We start from the raw sequence: 16,655 nt of genomic DNA, 5'->3' as shown, positions 1-16,655 counted from the left end.
GTACGAGTCCCCGCCCCACCACGGCACCGCCGCCAGCTCCGGGCCTTCATGCGCGCGGGCATGGGCCGCGCCCACCAGCGGGAAGTAGCGCGGCTCCGCGCTCACGCCCAGCTGCAGCGCGTCCGCCACGCGCCCCAGCAGGGCCCGGGAGCCCAGGACCTCCATCTCCGTGGACGCCATGCTGGGCGCGTCTGGAATCAGCGCGTCCAGCTGGCCCAGGCTGTTGCCCTTCTGCTCAATCTGGAGGATGGCATTGGCCCGGTACACCGGCGCCGTGGTGAGCAGATACAGCCCACCTCCGACGAGCGCCAGGGCGACGCACGCCGCGATGGTGGCGCGGCGCTCCCCCAGGATGGCCAGATACCGGCCCAATCCCAGTTCATCTTCATGCATGCCGGGGCCTGGGCGCGGGGGTGTCATGCGTGGATGGGGGCTCGTCATGGGTTGTTGATGATGATGGTTCTGTCTCCGATATCCACTGCCTGCCAGAGCAGCTGAACTGTTGGCTGGATTTGCTGGATGATTCGGTTCCAGGACGTCAGGTCGTGCGCGGAGACAAAAACCACGTCGCGCGGTTGCAATTGGAATTGCGTGGCCAGTAGCAGCGCGTCCGGCGAGCTCGCGTCCAGTTTGAAGATGGAGGGCCGCTCGAAGCTGCCCCGGATGACATACACGCGGCCCGGGTTGGAGGTGAGCGGATCGAAGCCCTCGGTGTCGCCAATGGCTTCCGCCAGCGTCATCCGTCCCTTCACCATCACGCGCGAGGAGGGCCTGCGGACCTCGCCCAGCACGAAGACCTTGTTGCGGCTGCGGTCCATCACGTTGACGATGTCGCCGTCCTGCAAGAGCCAGTTCTGGCTCACGTCGCCCTGCTCGTAGAGGGCCTGCAGATCGAGCGTGAAGGTGTTGCCGCCCCGGCTCAGGGTGACGGTGCGCAGGTCCGCCTCCACGGAGAAGCCCTTCGCCTGGGCGATGGCGTCCTGCACGCGCATGGGCACGTCGGTGATGGGCAGGGTGCCGGGGGCCATGACCTCTCCGGTCACCTGGACCTTCTGTCCCCGGAAGCCCGCGACGCGCACGTCCAGCTGGGGCTTCTCGATGACGCTCGCCAGCCGCTGGGTGAGCAGCTCGCGGACCTCCCGCAGCGTCTTGCCCGCCACGGGGATGATGCCCACGTGCGGGTAGAACATGGTCCCGTCCGCCGCCACGGGGTGGCCGGTGGCCTCCGCGGGGCGGAACTCGCCGGCGGGGATGGTCAGCTCCGGGTGGTCCCAGACGATGACGCTCAGCACGTCGTGCGCCGCCACCCGGTAGTCATAGTCCATGGCCACCCGGGCCAGCGGATCCACCCGCGGCTCAGGCCGCGCCTGCCTGCGGGCCTCCTGCTGGTTCCGGAGGAGGGACGCGTCGATGTTGACGATTTCGTAGGCGCCGTCCACGCCGGCGTCTGCCTTTCCCGCGTAGCGCTCCCGGAAGCCATCCTCGTCCATGTGCATTCCCGGGCCCCAGGCGCATGCGCTCAGGCAAAACACCGCGGCCAAAATCAGGACGTGTTTCATGGACGGGCAATCTTCCGGAGGAGGCGTGCAAGCGTAAGTCCGAACAAGCCCAAATGTCTGGAAGGCGTTAGCCCCCGCTGGCGACGTGACACATGCATTGCCCCGGGGGGCTGGGCAGGCGTGAAGCGCTGGAATCAGGACACCCACGCGGCACCCCGGGGGCAATGCCGGACGCGCCTCCAATTCCCATACCCTCTGGTTGTTTCGGGGGCTGTCCGGGCCCGTCCGTTTCCGACCGGGGGGAACACCCATGCATCCAGACACGCAGTGGAGGGCCATCCTCGTGCCGGATGGAGGCCAGCGGGCCGTTTCGTCTGACTATTTCCGCTCCGAGCAGCACCTGTGCGCGGAAGGCGTGACGCACAGCCTCGTCGTGGAGGACGGAGCGGGGCGGGCCATGCGGGTGCCGCTCATCGTGCGGCCCATTGAAGGCACGCGCTACCGGGACGCGGTTTCTCCGTATGGGTTTCCCGGGGCGGAGCTGAACGGGCTCTCCGAGGTGCCGCCGGACGCCATCGACTGGCGGGGCACGGAGCTGGTCAGCATCTTCCTGCGCGACCGCATTGGCGGGCCGTACTGCTTCGCGGGAGGGCGGCTGCGCACGGAGGTCTGTCTCATCGACCCGAAGCTGCCGGTGAAGTTCCGCAGCGACCACGCCGCGGACATCCGCCGCAACGCCCGGCGTGGCTACGCGTCCACCGTGGTGCCGGTGAAGGACTCCACGCAGGAGCAGCGCGAGGCGCTCAAGTCCATCTACCGGCAGACCATGGTCCGCAACCAGGCCGGGAAGCGGTACTACTTCACCGACGCCTGGTTCGAGCAGGTCTTCACCTGTCCCTTCGCGTGGCTGGTGACGACGCGCGCGCAGGACGGGGTGGTGGCCTCCTCCGCGCTGGTGGTGCTGAGCGACGGGCTCCTGCACAACTTCATTGGCGGCACGGCGGACGCGTACCTGGTGCACTCGCCGGCGAAGAACGAGTTCCCGGTGATGGTGGAGCTGGCGGAGAAGCTGGAGGCGTCCGTCCACCTGGGCGGCGGCGTGCGGCCGGGGGATGGCATCGAGCGGTTCAAGCGCGGCTTCGCCAACGCGATGTCCTGCTTCTACACGCACGACCTGGTCTGCGACCCGGAGGTCTACGCGCAGCTGTCCCGGGGGCACGCGGACGCGGACTTCTTCCCCATCTACAGAGCCCCCCGTTCCTGAAGCTTTCGTGCCGTTGGTGGAGGCGTTCCCATGGTCCTGTCACTTCCCCAGCTCCGCGACGTCGCGGAGGCCCGCTTCACCTGTCTGACGGAGCGGGAGCTCGCCGAGCGCCGGCGAGAAGAGGGCGTTCGCGTCATCTCCCACCGGGGGCACTACTGGGAGCAGTCCGGCGCGCCCGGCTTCTTCCAGCCGGTGCACCTGCTGGCGCGGCTGACGCCGGAGGAGGCCACGCCGCCCACGCCGCTGGCCTGGGGCTACCGGGCCGCGCTGACGCCGGAGACGGCGAACGCCGCCACCGGCAAGGTGCCCGTGGTGCGGCTGAAGGACCTGGACACGTATGACATGAGCCGGCTGAACTCCAACCGGCGCAGCAAGCTGCGCAAGTGCCAGCGCACGGTGCGCATCGTCCAGCTCACCGGGCCGTCGCTGCTCCTGGAGCAGGGCTATCCGGTGGTGCGGGACGCGCTGACGCGCACGCAGCACAAGAAGATCCCCACGCTGGACGAGTACCTCAAGGGCCTGCGGCAGTACTTCGCGTCCGACCACTGGTGCGTGCTGGCGGGCCTGGTGGACGACAAGCTGGGCGGCTACCTGGATGGCTACATCGTGGACGGCGTCGCGTATGGCTTCAGCGCCTATTACGCGACGTGGGCGCTGCCGACGAACATCTCCACGGGCCTCATCTACGAGTTCGCGCAGGTCTGCCGGCGGCTGGGGGCCCGGACGCTGGTGGGCGGGCTGCACGCGCGCGAGGCGGCCCAGCTCGAACAGTTCAAGGACGAGCTGGGCTTCGTCGTGGATCCGGTGCCCATCCAGTGGGGCATGAACCCGCTGGCGCGCGCCTTCATCCGCTGGCGCCGTCCGCACGCGTACTACCGGCTGACGGGCCAGGCCTGACGGGGGACTACGGCGTCATCACGACCTTGATGCAGCCGTCCTCCTTGTCGCGGAACTTCTTGTAGAGGGCGGGCGCGTCCGACAGCTTCGCGCGGTGGGTGATGAGGCGCGTGGGGTCGATGGCGCCCGCCTGGATCTTCTCCAAGAGCGGCCGGGTGTAGCGGTGCGTGTGCGTCTGGCCCGTCTTCATGGTGAGGCCCTTGTTGACGAAGGCGCCCATGGGGACCTTGTCCAGGAAGCCCACGTAGACGCCGGGCACGGACACGGTGCCGCCCTTGCGGCAGCAGTAGATGGCCTGGCGCAGCGCGTGCGGCCGGTCCGTGGCCAGCTTCACGGCGGCCTTCGCCTTGTCGATGACGGCGTCCAGGCTGCCGGTGCCGTGGGCCTCCGCGCCCACGGCGTCGATGCAGCGGTCCGGACCAAGCCCGCCGGTCATCTCCTTGAGGGTCTCGTAGACGTCCTGCCTGGTGAAGTCGATGGTCTCCGCCTTGCCCCAGGACTTCGCGAGCGCCAGGCGCTCCGGCACGTGGTCGATGGCGATGACCCGGCCCGCGCCGAACATCCACGCGCTCTGGATGGCGAACTGGCCCACCGGGCCGCAGCCCCACACCGCCACGGTGTCGCCCTTCTCCATCTGGCAGTTCTCCGCCGCCATGTAGCCGGTGGGGAAGATGTCGGTGAGGAAGAGGACCTGGTCCTCGGTGAGGCCGTCCGGAATCTTGAGGGGGCCCACGTCCGCGTAGGGCACGCGCACGTACTCCGCCTGGCCGCCGGAGAAGCCGCCCAGCATGTGCGAGTAGCCGAAGAGGCCGGAGGGCGAATAGCCCATCATCTTCGCGGCCGCCTCCGCGTTGCGGTTGGAGCGGTCACAGAGGGAGAAGAGGGTCTTCTTGCAGAAGACGCACTCACCGCACGCGATGTTGAAGGGGACGATGACCCGGTCACCCTTCTTGAGCCTGGTGACGCCGGAGCCCGTCTCGATGACCTCGCCCATGAACTCGTGGCCCAGCACGTCGCCGCTCTTCATGGTCGGCATGTAGCCGTCCAACAGGTGCAGGTCGGAGCCGCAGATGGCCGTGCGGGTGACGCGGATGATGGCGTCGCGAGGGTCTTCAATCTTCGGGTCGGGGGCGGACTCGTAGCGGACGTCGCCGTGGCCATGCCAGCAGATGGCTTTCATCGGGTGCGGCTCCTTGGAGGAGGGAGAAAGGCGTTGGAGCAAAGCTGGGGACTTGCGGCGTCCATGGCCAACACTCCCGCCACGCCGCCGCCTGCCCGTCTGGCGCGCGGAAGGGCGGAATCGGCGTCCGGGGATGCAATGGGACCCCTGTCCGATGCGAAAAAGGGGAGGTGACCCCCACACCCGTCCTCGAGTTCGGCCGTTACCTGGGTACGCCCCTCCAGCGCGTGGAGGTGGCGGGGCTGGTGCTCACGGAGAGCACGTACGCGCCGGGCGTCCGGTTGCCTTCCCATGGGCACCGGCACGCGGGCTTCCGGCTCACGCTGGAAGGTGGCTTCACGGACGTGGTGGAGGGCCGCGCGCGGGAGTGCGCCGCCCGTTCGGTCGCCTTCCAGGCGCCCGGGCTGGAGCATGCGCAGCGCATCCGGAATGTGCGCACGCGCACCTTCAACATCGACTTCTCGGAAGCCTCCTGGCGTTCGCGGAGCGCGCTCGCGGCGGGGTTGGATCCTCGGGTGGACCTGACGTCGGTGCGGCTGGCCACGCTGGCGGCGCGCGTGTACCAGGAGTTCCGGCGCGCGGATGACGTGGCGGCGCTGGCCATCGAAGGGCTGACGCTGGAGCTGCTGGCGGAGGCGGTGCGCGCGTCGGCGCCAGCGCGGGGTTCGGGCCCTCCGGCGTGGCTGGGGCGCGTGCGCGAGCTGCTGGACGCGGTGCGGGGGCCTCCGCCCACGTTGGCGGACCTGGCTCGGGAGGCGGGGGTGAGCCCGCTGAGGTTGGGGCGGACCTTCCGCCAGGTGTACCGGTGCAGCCCGGCGGAGTACCTGCGGCGCTCCCGCCTGGAGCGCGCGAGCCGGGCGCTGCGCGAGACACAGCGGCCGCTGGGGGACATCGCGCTCGACGCGGGCTACTGCGACCAGAGCCACCTGACGCGCGAGTTCCGCCGCCGCCTGCACCTCACCCCCGCGGAGTACCGGCGGCTGGCGGGACGTGCATCCGGTTCCACGCGGTAGGTTTCGTCCAAGACGGCGGTGGGCGGGCGGTCCTATCTCCCGGGCATGACCCTGGAATCGCCTTCCTTCCGCCGCGCCGTGGCGCTCCTGTGCGTGGCGCTGATGGGGACCGCCTGCGCGGGTTCCCGGCCCGCTCCCGCTTCGGCTCCGGTGATGCACCACGTGGACTCCGGGCGCACGCAGTGGGTGTTGCGCCCGTCCGAGGCGTACGACGCGCTGTGCATGTTGAACCTGCTGCGGGGAGACGCGTTCTACACGCGCTTCTATCCAGCGGAGTACCAGCGCTTCTCCGCGCTGCTGGAGCCTCGCGAGCACGTGGCGCTCGCGCACCTCACCGAGCGGATGGGGAAGCAGGGCGGGAAGATGGTGGGCCCTTTCCTGACGCTGGTCTTCTCCGTGACGGGGCCCACCACGGTGGAGGGCCTGGCGGCGACGGTGGCGGATGACGCCGCGTGGAGCCGGATGCGCGAGGACTTCCTGGCCACGTCATACGGACGGGAGGACGGCTTCGCGCTGATGGAGGACGTGCGAGGAGACCTGGGCGTCCTGCTGGCGTTCCTCGCGCGTGTGGAGTTCCCCCGCATCTGGCGGGCGGAGTACCTGCCCCAGGTGGAGCAGGCCATCACGGGGCTGGCCGCGAAGGTGACGCCACATGACGTGGTGGGCTGGAACGAAGGGGTGCTGGGACGGAAGCTCCAGGTCCCGGCGGTGAACGCGCACGTCCTGAAGTTCGCGAAGCCGCACGGCATCCGGGTGACGGGGTGGAACTTCCTCACGGACGCGACCTATCCCGCGGACGTCACCGTGAAGACGGCGGTGCATGAGCTGCTGCATCCACCGTTCGCGCGCGAGGGCGTGCTGGACGCGAAGCTGTCCTCGCTGGAGGCGGACCCCTACTTCCAGCGGCTCGTGCGCGAGCATGACCCCGCGTTCGGCTACACCACGGCGCGTGGCCTGACGGAGGAGGACTGCGCGGAGGCCATCGACGTCTACGTCAGCGAGCGGCAGGGCCTGCTGCGCAGGCGGGATGGCCAACCGCTCACGGGCGCGGAGTTCTTCCGCGACCACGATGACGGCATGCACGTCCTGGCCTTCGTGCTCTACGAGGAGCTGAAGCGCGCGGGCCCTTCACGGGCCGGGACGTACGAGGACTTCCTCTTGGGGCTGTTCGAGCGGGGCGTGCTCCAGCCCGGAGGACTGGAGCGCCGCTTCCGCGCGTCCCCGGGGCACTACCCCGTGAAGGCGCTGGGCGAAGCGGCGGCTCCGTGACGGGGGCGCGTCACCCTGGAGTCAAGGCGGGGTGTCCCTGGCGGTGCTGTCGTTCAGGCGCTGCTGAAGGGCCTTCCATCCGCGGTCGAGCGTTTCGCCCGCGCCCTGGGCCACCTGCTCCGGGGAGAGGTTGGCCGTGCGCTGGCGCACGCGGTCCATCCAGACGAGCGGGGCGTAGAGCTGCTTCGCCCGCTGCGGACCCAGCAGCACGGTGAGCACGTGCTCCAGGCCTCCGGCCCGCGCCAGCAGCGTCCGGCCCAACAGCAGCGTCGCGCGGGTCTGCTGGAACAGGGGCAGGCTGTCGCCGTGCTTGCGCAGGGCCTGGGCGCTGTCGTGCACCTCGCGCCGCTCCGTCTCCTCCAGGTAGGGGCTGGCGGCGAGCTTGTCGAGCGACGCCGCGGCCTCCTCGTAGCGTCCGCGCCGGGTGTGGATGAAGGCCCAGCCCCACCACGTCAGCTCGTTCTCCACGCCCAGCGTCTGGAGCGAGCGCAGCCCCTGCTCGATGTCGTCCTCGGCGGCGCGCTCGCGCTTGAGGCCCATGCGGTTCCACGCGCGCAGGAAGTGCCCGGCCGCGAGCACCGCCTCCCGCGACTGCGCGGGCGTGCCCTGCTGGAGGGCGGGGAAGGCCTCCGGGGGAAGGCGCTCCGTCTCCGTGAGGAAGCCGGTCAGCTCCTCCTCCGCGGCGTAGTGGTAGCCCGCCTGGCAGAAGGCGGTGCCCCGGCTGGCCTGCACCGCTGCGCGCAGGGGCGCGGGCCAGCCAGGCGCGGGCGTGGCGCGCGACAACTCGTAGAAGACCAGCTCCGTGGCGGGGATGCGGTCGGACTTCTCCGCGGTGTCCAGCACCAGCAGGGCGGCGGCGAGGAAGGCGTGCTCCTGGCCCGCGTCGTAGGAGGGCAGGGGCAGGGCCTCGCCGGAGGCCCACCGGTTCCACAGCAGGGGGAACTCGTCCTCGTCGCGCGTCTGGAGCGTCTTGCGCGCCTTGTAGAAGGCGACGCCCAGGTCCAGGTACGTGCGGGCCGCCGCGCGCGTCGCTTCGTCGGTGAGCGGCTTGTCCGGCAGCGCGCGCGTTTCAGCCAGGGCCTTCCAGAGCAGGGCCACTTCTTCAGGGGCCTTGGGGTCCCCGTCCGCGCGCACGGTGAGCTTGAGCGCGCGGTAGGGCACGAGCGCGACGGAGTCGCGAAGGCGCTCGTCAATCTCCGCGCGCTCCTTCGCGGCGCGCTCGGCGTCCGTCTTCTGGCAGCCGCCGCACGCGGTGAGTCCCACGAGGAGGAGGGCGGCGGCGCGGTGATGCAACCCGTTCATACCCGCGCACGGTAGCACCTGCCACGGCGCGGTAGGATGGGGCCCCATGGGTCTCGACCTGAGCTTGCAAGTCACGGAGTCCGGCGGAAGGAACAACCCCGAGTCGCCTCCCGTCCCCTCGAGGACCCATGCGATGCAGGTCCGGCTGCGGCGTGGCTGGCTGGGCTATCGCGAGACCGGCAAGGACGAGGTGCTCCTGGACTTCACCCGCAGGCGCCGCCTCACGCTCGACGAGGGCGCGAAGACCTACGTCGACGAGTCGATGTACGCGGACGTCTGCTTCCGGCACTTCGAGCTGAGCAACCGCGAGCACCTCCACGCCGTCATCACGGCCGGCCTGGGAGATGCTTCGGACTTCGCGCCGGTCATCATGGAGCATCAGCTCTCCGTGCTCGACAAGGCGCGGGGACGGACGCTCGCGGAGGCGAAGGCCACCGGGCCCGGGGCGATGCTGCGGTCCCTCTTCTCCGGGCGCGGCAAGCCGGCGGACATCCTCATGAAGTCCGAGGCGGGGGGCACGGCGTTTGTCACCGCGGAGGGACGCCCGCTGCTGGCGTACTCGGATGACGGCGTCCGCGTCGCTCCCAGCCTGGGTGGACAGTTCGTCCAGTTCCTCCGGCATCGCTTCCATGGCCACCCCCTCATCCTGGAGCGGCTCGGCTCGGCCCACCGCGTGCCGCGCGACATCCAGTACAGCGCGAAGGCGATGCGCGGCTCCCCGGGGAGCACCGTGACCTTGCGGCTCCAGTCCGACACCGTCGTGCCCGACAGCGGGCTTCCCATTGGCGGTTACCGCCGCGTGGTGCGCGGAGGGCCCGGCCTGCCGGATGACGCCACGCTGGAGCGCGTGACGCTCGGCGCCGCTCCCGACGGTGCGTCGGTGCGGGAGCAGCGGAAGCGGGAGGCGGAGGCGTCCGTGGCCGCGGGCCGGATGCTCGAAAGCGTGCTCGCGTTCTTCGAGCTGAAGTTGCAGACCGATGAGCTGATGCCGGGGCTGGGCGAGGCGGTCCAGGCCATTCCGGACTCGGACGTGCGGCGCTTCCGGGAGGCCCTGTCGCGGCCTCCCAACGACAAGGCCACGGCCAGCGCCATGGCCCCCGGGTTGGTCGCGCTCCGTGCGGCGGCGGGGCGCCACGCGCATGTCCTCAAGAGCTTCGAGGCCGGAGCGCGCCGGGCCCTCGGTGAGGCCCCGGCGGCGCGTCAGCTGCTGCTGGAGGTCATCCAGGCCAATCCCTTCTTCACCGGCGCCTACAAGGACCTGGGAGACCTCTGCGTCGCGGATTGGGACATGGGCGCGGCCTGGGTGTGCTGGGACGCGGCGAGGAACATCGCGCCACGGCACTCGCTGTTGCAGGACGTGAGCGGGATGGAGGCGATGCTGGCGGCCGAGCACCCCGAGTACTTCTGACGCCAGGGCCTATTTGAGGTCGAGCAGCGCGGCGAAGAGGTCGCGCGGATCCAACCCGGGCGGCAGGCCGGAGACGCCGCCGTCATTCACCTCCACCACCGCCCAGCCGCCGTCCTCCAGCATCGCCACGTCCAGCGTGAAGAACGGGGAGGGGATGCGGCGGCCCAGCGGCTCGAAGGCGGTGAAGTCGGGCACCTCCACGTCGAACTCGTGGTACGGCTCCGCGGCCAGCAGCCGGCCCGCGCCGAAGAACAGCCGGAACTCCAGGTGCGCGGGGCCCGCGGGCGTGCGCCCGTAGACCTTGAGCGGCAGGTAGCGGCGCACCACGAAGCCTCGCTCGAAGCGGTCACCGCGCTCGTCGAGCAGGTTCTGGCAGATGCGCTCGAAGTCCTCGCGCGTGGCGTCCGCCGGGACGAAGCACGCCTCCGCCCAGCGCTCCTTCGCGGACTTCACGTGGTCCTTGAGGATGTACGGCGGCGGGCCCAGCTTCCGGGCCGCGCGCCACGCCTCCGCCGCGTCCGGCCCGTCCGTCCACACCGAGCGCGCCGTGTAGCCCGCGAGCTTCGGGTACCAGTGGGGCAGGTAGTGCGCGGCGGCGTACTGCTCCGGCGTCGTCACCAGGCGGTGCCCCAGCGCCCGCACGGCCTCGTCGAGCTCCGTGTACTCCTCCTCCGTGAGCATCCATCCCCGGTACAGCAGCCGGAGGTGGCCTCGGTCGGGCACGCCCGTGAGCGCCCTCGCCGCGTCGCCCGACAGGAGGGCGGAGAGGTCCGCCTGGTACGTGTCCACGCCCAGCGCTTCGGCCGCGTCGGCCTCCACGTCGAACGGATCCGGCTGGTGGGGGTTGCGCCCGAACAGAATCGCCTTCACGGCAGGGACAGGAGGCATCCAGGTGGCCTTTCGTCAGGGGAAGGGGAACGGCGGGCCCACCTGGACGCGAGCACACGTGGGACCTGACACGGCCCCGGCGTGCGCGAACGCGGGCGGCATGTCTGGACGAAAGGGGCTTCCAGGAGGCGGACGGCCCTGCACGGTGGCGCCTGACAGAAGCGCGTCGGGAGGGCTTGCCTCACCGGGTGGCGGGCCCGTAAAGCGCCACCCCATGTCGAACCCTTCCGACCTCCTCCGCGCGGAGCTGCGGCCCTACCTGCGCGGCTATCCGACGGCCCATGTCTGCGCGGCCATGACCTGGCGGGGCGCGCTGCACGTCGAAGGACTCCGGGGCAAGGGGCCGCCCCCGGCGACGGATGCCCTGTTCGGGCTGGGGTCGCTCACGGAGGTCTTCACGGCGGCGCTGCTGTCGGTGATGGCGGAGCGCGGGGACGTGCGGCTCGACGAGCCCCTGGGCAACCTCATCCCCGCGTCGCTGTTGAACGACGAGATTGCCCGGAGCATCACGCTGGAGCAGCTGGCGACGCACACCTCCGGGCTGCCGCACCTGCCGCCCAACCTGGACGCGGCGCCGCGCAATCCGGACGACCCGTTCGGCGGGTACTCCGCGAGCCTGTTCGGCGAGTTCCTGCGCAACTACCACCCCCGTCGGCCGCCGCCGCACCCGTCCTCCGAGTCCTTCCTGGGCATGGGCGTGCTGGGCCACGCGCTGTCCCGGCGCATGACGTTGAACTACGGGCACCTGATGCGGGACGTGCTGTGCAAGCCCATGGGGCTGGTGGACACCACGGCGCGCGTCACGGAGGAGCTGGCCCCGCGCCTGTTGCAGGGTCACACCGCGCGAGGCAAGCCCGTGCCGCCCTGGACCTTCCCGGCGCTCCCGGGCGGCGGCGCGCTGCACTCCACGGTGGGGGACGTGATGCGCTTCCTGGAGACGGGCCTGGGGCGCGGCGAGCCGTCGTTCACGAAGGCGCTGTACCGGATGCAGGCGCCCCGGGTGAAGGCGGGGCCCTTCCAGCGGGGCCTGGGATGGAACGTGTCCCAGGTGCGCGGGAAGGACGTGGTGTGGCGCTCGTCGGTGATGGGGGGCTACGTGGGCTTCATGGGGCTCAGCGTCGCGGCGGACGCGGCCGTGGTCCTGCTGTCGGACCACGGCTGGTCGTTGTTCGCGGCGCTGCGGGGGCGCGTGCCCCTGGAGGCGCAGGGGCTCGCGCTGCTGTCGCGGTTCCTGCCGCCGTGAGGGGCGTTCAGGAGATGGTGAAGCGGTAGAGCTGGAAGCCGCCCGAGGAGGCCATCTCGAAGTCGCGCACGTTGCGGGGGGCGCCGTTCTCGCTGCGCTGGGCGAGCTTGAAGTCGCCGGTGCCGTTGCTGGCCTGGAAGCGGAACTCGTACGTGCCGGGTTCGGTGGGCAGCGAGGCCGCGGACATCTTGGTCACGGCCAGGTTGGCGAAGCCCGGGAGGGTTTCGCCGTCCGGGCGGCGCACGGAGCCGATGGCGCGCAGGAAGGGTGAGCCGCCGGTCAGGATGAGGAACTGCGGGTCGGCGGTGCGCGCGGGCTTCGCCGGAGCCTCGGAGGGCTCTGCCGCGCCCTTGGCGCCGCGCTTCGACTTGGAGGCGGGCTCCTCGCTGGAGGCGGCAGGAGCAGCGGCCTCCTCGGGGGCCGCGTCCCTGGAGCCGCGCTTCGACTTGGAGGCGGGCTCCTCGCTGGAGGCGGCTTCTTCAGGAGCTTCGGCGGCCTTCTTCTTCGAGGCGCGGCGTGAGGGAGCTTCGGCCGTCTCCGTCGCGGGAGCTGCTTCTTCCACGGTGCTCGCGGGAGCGGTCGTGGCGGATTCCGTGGAGGTCTCCTGCGACGTGGAGGCGGGAGCCTCTTCGGCCGCGGCCTTCTTCGCGGAGGCGCCCTTGGGCGTCTTCTTCGCGCGCTTCGACGGGGCCTCGCCGTCGTCCGTCTTCACTTCGGCGGTCTCGGTGGCAGCAGCGGTCGGCTCGGTGGCCGAGGACGACGGCTCCGTGGAAGCCTTGGGGCTCTCGTCGGCCACGGCCCCTTCGGCGGGCGTCGATGTATCGGCCTTGGACGGCTCTTCAGTCGATGCAGGCTGTTCAGCGGCTTTCGATGCGGAAGCCTTCGAGCCCTTCACGGCCGAGACAGGTTCTTGGGAGGCGCCTCCTCCGGCAGTCTTCGCCGCGGAAGCCTTCGGGCTCTTGTCGGCCGAAGAGGGCTTCTGATCAGCGCGCCCGGTGGCCTTCGAGGCAGAAGCCTTGGCGCCCGTCTCGGCGGGGGCCTTCTTCGTGGCGGCTGCCTTTGAAGCCTGCGCGGTGGGCTTCGTGACAGGCGCCTTTGGCGACTGATCCGCGGGCTTCTTCGTGGCGGGCGTCTTCGACGACTGTGCGCCCGGCTTCGCGACGGGGGCCTTCGCGGCGGACTTCGCCGCAGGCGCCTTCGAGGCCTGGGCGGTCTTCGCGGCAGGGCCCTTCGACGCCTGGGCACCTGGCTTCGCCCCGGAAGCCTTCGGCGCCGGAGCGGCCTTCGGGCTGGATGCCTTTGCGACAGGCTTTGCCTTCCCGGCCGGAGCCTTCTTCGCCGCGGTCTTCACCGCCTTGGCGGTCTGCTTCAGCTTCGCGACCCCTGCCTTCTTCGCCGGGGCGGAGGCCTTGCCCCCGGCGGGACGGCCCCCGGGCTTCGTGGCGGCCTTGCCAGCGGCACTGCGGGACTTGGACGTAGCGGAGGGGGCGGAAGGTCGGGTCGGGCGGCGCTGGGCCATAAAGTCATCCTCGGAGGACCCGAGCGGTCGGCGCCGTCGGCCCTCGTCCCCCGATGGCTAGTGCACCCACCGCCGTGCTGCAAGGCAGACGTGCGGTGCGCGCACGCTTCCTGTCGTCCGGCGACCGCTGGAGCGGACAGGGGGCTTTCAGCGCACCAGCCCTTCCAGGTGGGCGATGGCGCCGGCGAGGACGTTGCGGAAGTAGCTGTCTGCCTTACCGGGACTCTCCCAGAGTTGACGGAGCAGCGGCAGGAGGGAGACGTCCTCCAGCGCCTGTGCGGCTTCGACCGCCAGGACGATGACATAGCTGCTCTCCAGTTCGCGGCGCAGCGGCTCCAGGACGCGCGGGTCCTTGCGCAGCGCCAGTCCGACCAGGGCTTCTCCGCGAAGCTCGATGTCGGGCTCCGTGAGCCGGTCGAACAGCGCGTCCCGGAGCTCGGGCGTGTCCACCTCTTCCGCCTGGGTGCCCAGGCTGAAGGTCGCCCAGTTCCGGACGTCCTCGTCGCTGTCGCGCGAGAGTTGAATCAAGGTCTGGATGGCGACCGGATCCCGGTGGGGCATCATCCCCAGGACCACGCCCATCCGGACGTCCGAGTCCGGGTGGTCCTTCAGGGGCTGGAGGACGGGAACGGCCCGGGCATCCCGGAGGTGCCCCAGGCCCACGGCCATGGATTCCAGCACGGGGACCTCCTGCTCCGTCACCAGCGCGGACAGGATTTCATCCGCGCACCGGGTGACGAGCTCGGGACTTCGCAGTTGGGCCAGGATGTCCGCGCCGCGTCCGCGCTCCCGTGAAGAGGCGGAGTGCAGCAGTTTCACTGCGGCCTCGAAGACCTCGTCGCCGCCCCGGTCGTGCAGCTCGCGGATCGCTTCCCAGGCCGTCTCGTCGTCCTCGTCCCCCTGCAACGCGAGGGCAATCAATTCCGGAACGGAGCGGTCCTTCATGTCGCGCGCCCTCCCAGGCTCTCGATGGCGAAGCCGATGGCGTCCTCGAAGGCCTCGTCCATCGGGCAGGCTGCCTCCCGGACGGCGAGGAGCAGCGGCAGGAACGAGGCGTCCTCCAGGTATCTCACGGCCTCGATGGCTTCGATGGCGACGGGACGTCGCTCCAGCTCACGCCGGAGCGGCTCCCTCGCTCGCGGGTCCTTCCTCCTGGCCAGCCCCAACAGCGCTTTGGCCCGGATGCCGGCATCCTCCTCCGGGAGCCGGTCAAAGAAGGCATCCCGCAGCTCCGGGGTGTCCAGCGCGTCCTCGCCCACGAGGGACAGTCCAGAAAGCACCTCCTTGCGAACAGACGTGTCCCCGTCCCGGGAGAGCTCGAGCAGGGTCCGCAGGGCCACGGAAACGTGGCGGGCGTGCGGTCTCAGGCCCCAGACAACGCCCTGCCGGACCCGTGCATCCGGGTGGTCCTTCAAGGTCAGCAGCGCGCGCACCGACCGGATGTCCTCGAAGTGCCCCAGCGTGCGGCCCATCTGCTGGAGGACGGAGACGTCCTGCTCCGTGCCCAGCGCGGACAGCAGGATCTCCGTGCCCCGCGCCCTGCGCTCCTCGAACTTCACCCTGTTGGGCCACCCTGTGTAGAAGAGCAGCCCCACGCCGCGTTCGCGCTCCCGTGCGGACGCAGACCGCAGCAACTGCACGCCAGCGTCGAACACCTCCTGCCGGTCGCGTTCGTGCAGCGCAGCGAGCGCGGCCAGGGTCCAAGCGCCCTTCAGCTCCAGGAGCGTGATGGCCGCCAGCTCCAGCGCCGAGAGGGAGGCGTAATGCGAGGGAATGGGCATGACCTCAGGCTGATAGCCGCCGCCCCGCGCTCGCGTCCAGCGGCAGGGTGATGGTGAAGCAGGTCCCCTTCTCGGCGCAGCTCGTCACGGTGGCCTTGCCTCCGTGCGATTCGGCCAGGCCCCTCACCAAAGCCAGCCCCAGTCCCCACCCCTTCGACGCGCTCTCCGTCGCGGACCGCGTGCGGTGGAACGGCTCGAAGATGGACTGCAGCTCTTCCGCTGCGATGGGCGTGCCCTGGTTGCGCACCTGGAGCATCACCTGGGTTTCGCCCCGGTCGAGGCGGACCTCAATCGGAGTGCCCGGCGCGCCGTACTTCGCCGCGTTGGACGCCAGGTTCTCCACGATGCGGCGCAGCCCGAGCACATCCGCCCGCAGCTTGAAGTCGCCCTCCGCCGTCAGCACGAAGCGCTCCGGGTAGACCGCCGACAGTTCGTCCAGCGTCTGGGCCGTGACGGCGTGGAGGTCACAATCGCTCATCTCCAGCGCCATCGGCTTGCCGGCCTGGATGCGGCTGGCGTCCAGCAGGTTCTGGATCATCTGCTCCGCGCGGTCCAGGCTCGCCGTCACGCGGGACACGGAGGCCTGCACGCCCGGCACGTCCGCGTGGCGCCTGCCCAGCAGCTGCACGCTCAGCTTCGACGCCGTCAGCGGCGTGCGCAGGTCATGGGTGAGCGCCGCGACGAACGTGTCCCGCATGTTCTGCTCGGCCTTCAGCTTGCGGATCTGATTGCGCAGGTTGACCTCCGTCATGATGGAGGCCGTCAGCTCCTTCATCACCGTGAGGTCCTGCTGGGACCACTCGCGCACCGAGGGCTGGATGCAGCAGAAGGTGCCCAGCACGTGCCCGTCCGGGTTGATGAGCGGCAGCACGATGAGCGCGACGATGCCCCACGGCCCCGTGGAGGGATGGAGCTTCAGGAACGGATCCGCGGGCGCGTTCGAGGAGATGATGGACTCACCCTCGAGCGTGTAGCGGCACAGCGACGCGTCGATGGGCAGCGTCCGGGTCTCCCGGAAGGGCGAGGGCAGGCCGAAGTCCGCCTTGAAGAACTGCCGGTTCGCGTCCACCAGCGACATGATGGTCAGCGGAACGTTGAGCAGCTGCGCCGCCAGGCGGGCGAGCCGGTCAAAGGCCTCCTCCTGGGGCGTGTCCATCAGCCCGGTGTCCCGAATCGCTTGCAGGCGGCTCGGGTCGGAGAGGCGGCGGTTGCACCGCTGGGTTCGCGAGAGAGAGGCCGGATCCAGCTCACCAAGGAACTTCATGGGTAGGGATTCTAGAGACCAGGGATCCTGGCGGAATCCCTCGTTCCCAGGGGCTCGGTCCTCCGTTCGCTGAGCAACCTTTCCAACGAGGCACCGGCGGGTTTGACCCGAATGGCCCGGTCCCTCCC

General features: G+C 70.5%; 15 protein-coding genes. 6 read left to right on the top strand and 9 right to left on the bottom strand.

The features are described from left to right. Both D7X55_RS19905 and D7X55_RS19900 read right to left on the bottom strand, forming a co-directional pair. Window positions 1–393 (bottom strand): Wzz/FepE/Etk N-terminal domain-containing protein (locus D7X55_RS19905; protein ID WP_233609945.1); only part of this gene is annotated, 393 nt, incomplete at its 3' end. 44 nt (window positions 394–437) lie between these two features. Continuing rightward, complete coding sequence (locus tag D7X55_RS19900; RefSeq protein ID WP_120550650.1) at window positions 438–1,559, bottom strand: polysaccharide export protein; 1,122 nt, start codon at window positions 1,557–1,559, stop codon at window positions 438–440. A 250-nt stretch (window positions 1,560–1,809) separates the two neighbouring features. On the opposite strand from D7X55_RS19900, the gene D7X55_RS19895 reads away from it, so the two are divergent. Together D7X55_RS19895 and D7X55_RS19890 are read left to right on the top strand one after the other, a co-directional pair. Next, on the top strand, window positions 1,810–2,763 hold the full coding sequence (locus D7X55_RS19895; protein ID WP_120550651.1) for a GNAT family N-acetyltransferase: 954 nt from the start codon (window positions 1,810–1,812) through the stop codon (window positions 2,761–2,763). A 30-nt stretch (window positions 2,764–2,793) separates the two neighbouring features. Next, window positions 2,794–3,660 (top strand): hypothetical protein, encoded by an 867-nt coding sequence (locus D7X55_RS19890; protein WP_121723897.1) that lies wholly within the window; start codon window positions 2,794–2,796, stop codon window positions 3,658–3,660. A 7-nt stretch (window positions 3,661–3,667) separates the two neighbouring features. Here the strand turns inward: D7X55_RS19890 and D7X55_RS19885 are convergent, their stop codons facing one another. Beyond that, window positions 3,668–4,840, bottom strand: coding sequence for a zinc-dependent alcohol dehydrogenase (locus tag D7X55_RS19885; RefSeq protein WP_120550653.1), 1,173 nt, complete (start codon window positions 4,838–4,840; stop codon window positions 3,668–3,670). Between the two features lie 170 nt (window positions 4,841–5,010). On the opposite strand from D7X55_RS19885, the gene D7X55_RS19880 reads away from it, so the two are divergent. Next, complete coding sequence (locus D7X55_RS19880) at window positions 5,011–5,853, top strand: helix-turn-helix transcriptional regulator (RefSeq protein ID WP_120550654.1); 843 nt, start codon at window positions 5,011–5,013, stop codon at window positions 5,851–5,853. 45 nt (window positions 5,854–5,898) lie between these two features. Further along, the gene (locus D7X55_RS19875; protein ID WP_121723896.1) at window positions 5,899–7,122 is read left to right on the top strand and encodes a hypothetical protein; all 1,224 of its coding nucleotides are present in this window, start codon (window positions 5,899–5,901) and stop codon (window positions 7,120–7,122) included. A 21-nt stretch (window positions 7,123–7,143) separates the two neighbouring features. Here the strand turns inward: D7X55_RS19875 and D7X55_RS19870 are convergent, their stop codons facing one another. Continuing rightward, on the bottom strand, window positions 7,144–8,424 hold the full coding sequence (locus D7X55_RS19870; RefSeq protein WP_121723895.1) for a hypothetical protein: 1,281 nt from the start codon (window positions 8,422–8,424) through the stop codon (window positions 7,144–7,146). A gap of 46 nt (window positions 8,425–8,470) precedes the next feature. Between D7X55_RS19870 and D7X55_RS19865 the strand changes: the two genes are divergently transcribed. Further along, window positions 8,471–9,832, top strand: a complete 1,362-nt coding sequence (locus D7X55_RS19865; RefSeq protein WP_147470150.1) for a hypothetical protein — start codon at window positions 8,471–8,473, stop codon at window positions 9,830–9,832. A gap of 9 nt (window positions 9,833–9,841) precedes the next feature. On the opposite strand, the gene D7X55_RS19860 is transcribed toward D7X55_RS19865, so the two are convergent. Next, window positions 9,842–10,720 (bottom strand): ATP-grasp domain-containing protein, encoded by an 879-nt coding sequence (locus D7X55_RS19860; RefSeq protein WP_121723893.1) that lies wholly within the window; start codon window positions 10,718–10,720, stop codon window positions 9,842–9,844. A 214-nt stretch (window positions 10,721–10,934) separates the two neighbouring features. Here D7X55_RS19860 and D7X55_RS19855 point away from each other — a divergent pair, with 214 nt between their 5' ends. Further along, window positions 10,935–11,963, top strand: a complete 1,029-nt coding sequence (locus D7X55_RS19855; RefSeq protein ID WP_121723892.1) for a serine hydrolase — start codon at window positions 10,935–10,937, stop codon at window positions 11,961–11,963. Window positions 11,964–11,970: 7 nt separating this feature from the next. Here D7X55_RS19855 and D7X55_RS43415 read toward each other — a convergent pair whose 3' ends face one another. From D7X55_RS43415 to D7X55_RS19830, 4 genes are all read right to left on the bottom strand, one after another. Continuing rightward, window positions 11,971–13,482, bottom strand: coding sequence for a hypothetical protein (locus D7X55_RS43415; protein WP_158626399.1), 1,512 nt, complete (start codon window positions 13,480–13,482; stop codon window positions 11,971–11,973). A gap of 147 nt (window positions 13,483–13,629) precedes the next feature. After that, on the bottom strand, window positions 13,630–14,427 hold the full coding sequence (locus D7X55_RS19840) for a HEAT repeat domain-containing protein (RefSeq protein ID WP_121723890.1): 798 nt from the start codon (window positions 14,425–14,427) through the stop codon (window positions 13,630–13,632). Beyond that, window positions 14,424–15,263, bottom strand: coding sequence for a HEAT repeat domain-containing protein (locus D7X55_RS19835; protein ID WP_121723889.1), 840 nt, complete (start codon window positions 15,261–15,263; stop codon window positions 14,424–14,426). Before D7X55_RS19835 ends, D7X55_RS19840 begins: the two co-directional genes overlap by 4 nt. A gap of 4 nt (window positions 15,264–15,267) precedes the next feature. Next, window positions 15,268–16,527 carry a GAF domain-containing sensor histidine kinase gene (locus D7X55_RS19830; RefSeq protein WP_120550662.1) on the bottom strand — a complete coding sequence of 420 codons (1,260 nt, stop codon included), beginning with the start codon at window positions 16,525–16,527 and terminating at the stop codon, window positions 15,268–15,270. Between the last annotated feature and the right edge of the window lie 128 nt (window positions 16,528–16,655).

Source organism: Corallococcus sp. AB049A, assembly GCF_003668885.1.
Lineage (GTDB): Bacteria > Myxococcota > Myxococcia > Myxococcales > Myxococcaceae > Corallococcus > Corallococcus interemptor.
The sequence above is the reverse complement of the archived record's forward strand: the minus strand, read 5'-3'. Positions and strand labels throughout refer to the sequence as shown.

Coding starts and splice junctions, on each gene's coding strand:
- D7X55_RS19900 (WP_120550650.1), bottom strand. CDS start 1,559: ATGAAACACGTCCTGATTTTGGCCGCGGTGTTTTGCCTGAGCGCATGC.
- D7X55_RS19895 (WP_120550651.1), top strand. CDS start 1,810: ATGCATCCAGACACGCAGTGGAGGGCCATCCTCGTGCCGGATGGAGGC.
- D7X55_RS19890 (WP_121723897.1), top strand. CDS start 2,794: ATGGTCCTGTCACTTCCCCAGCTCCGCGACGTCGCGGAGGCCCGCTTC.
- D7X55_RS19885 (WP_120550653.1), bottom strand. CDS start 4,840: ATGAAAGCCATCTGCTGGCATGGCCACGGCGACGTCCGCTACGAGTCC.
- D7X55_RS19875 (WP_121723896.1), top strand. CDS start 5,899: ATGACCCTGGAATCGCCTTCCTTCCGCCGCGCCGTGGCGCTCCTGTGC.
- D7X55_RS19870 (WP_121723895.1), bottom strand. CDS start 8,424: ATGAACGGGTTGCATCACCGCGCCGCCGCCCTCCTCCTCGTGGGACTC.
- D7X55_RS19865 (WP_147470150.1), top strand. CDS start 8,471: ATGGGTCTCGACCTGAGCTTGCAAGTCACGGAGTCCGGCGGAAGGAAC.
- D7X55_RS19860 (WP_121723893.1), bottom strand. CDS start 10,720: ATGCCTCCTGTCCCTGCCGTGAAGGCGATTCTGTTCGGGCGCAACCCC.
- D7X55_RS19855 (WP_121723892.1), top strand. CDS start 10,935: ATGTCGAACCCTTCCGACCTCCTCCGCGCGGAGCTGCGGCCCTACCTG.
- D7X55_RS43415 (WP_158626399.1), bottom strand. CDS start 13,482: ATGGCCCAGCGCCGCCCGACCCGACCTTCCGCCCCCTCCGCTACGTCC.
- D7X55_RS19840 (WP_121723890.1), bottom strand. CDS start 14,427: ATGAAGGACCGCTCCGTTCCGGAATTGATTGCCCTCGCGTTGCAGGGG.
- D7X55_RS19835 (WP_121723889.1), bottom strand. CDS start 15,263: ATGCCCATTCCCTCGCATTACGCCTCCCTCTCGGCGCTGGAGCTGGCG.
- D7X55_RS19830 (WP_120550662.1), bottom strand. CDS start 16,527: ATGAAGTTCCTTGGTGAGCTGGATCCGGCCTCTCTCTCGCGAACCCAG.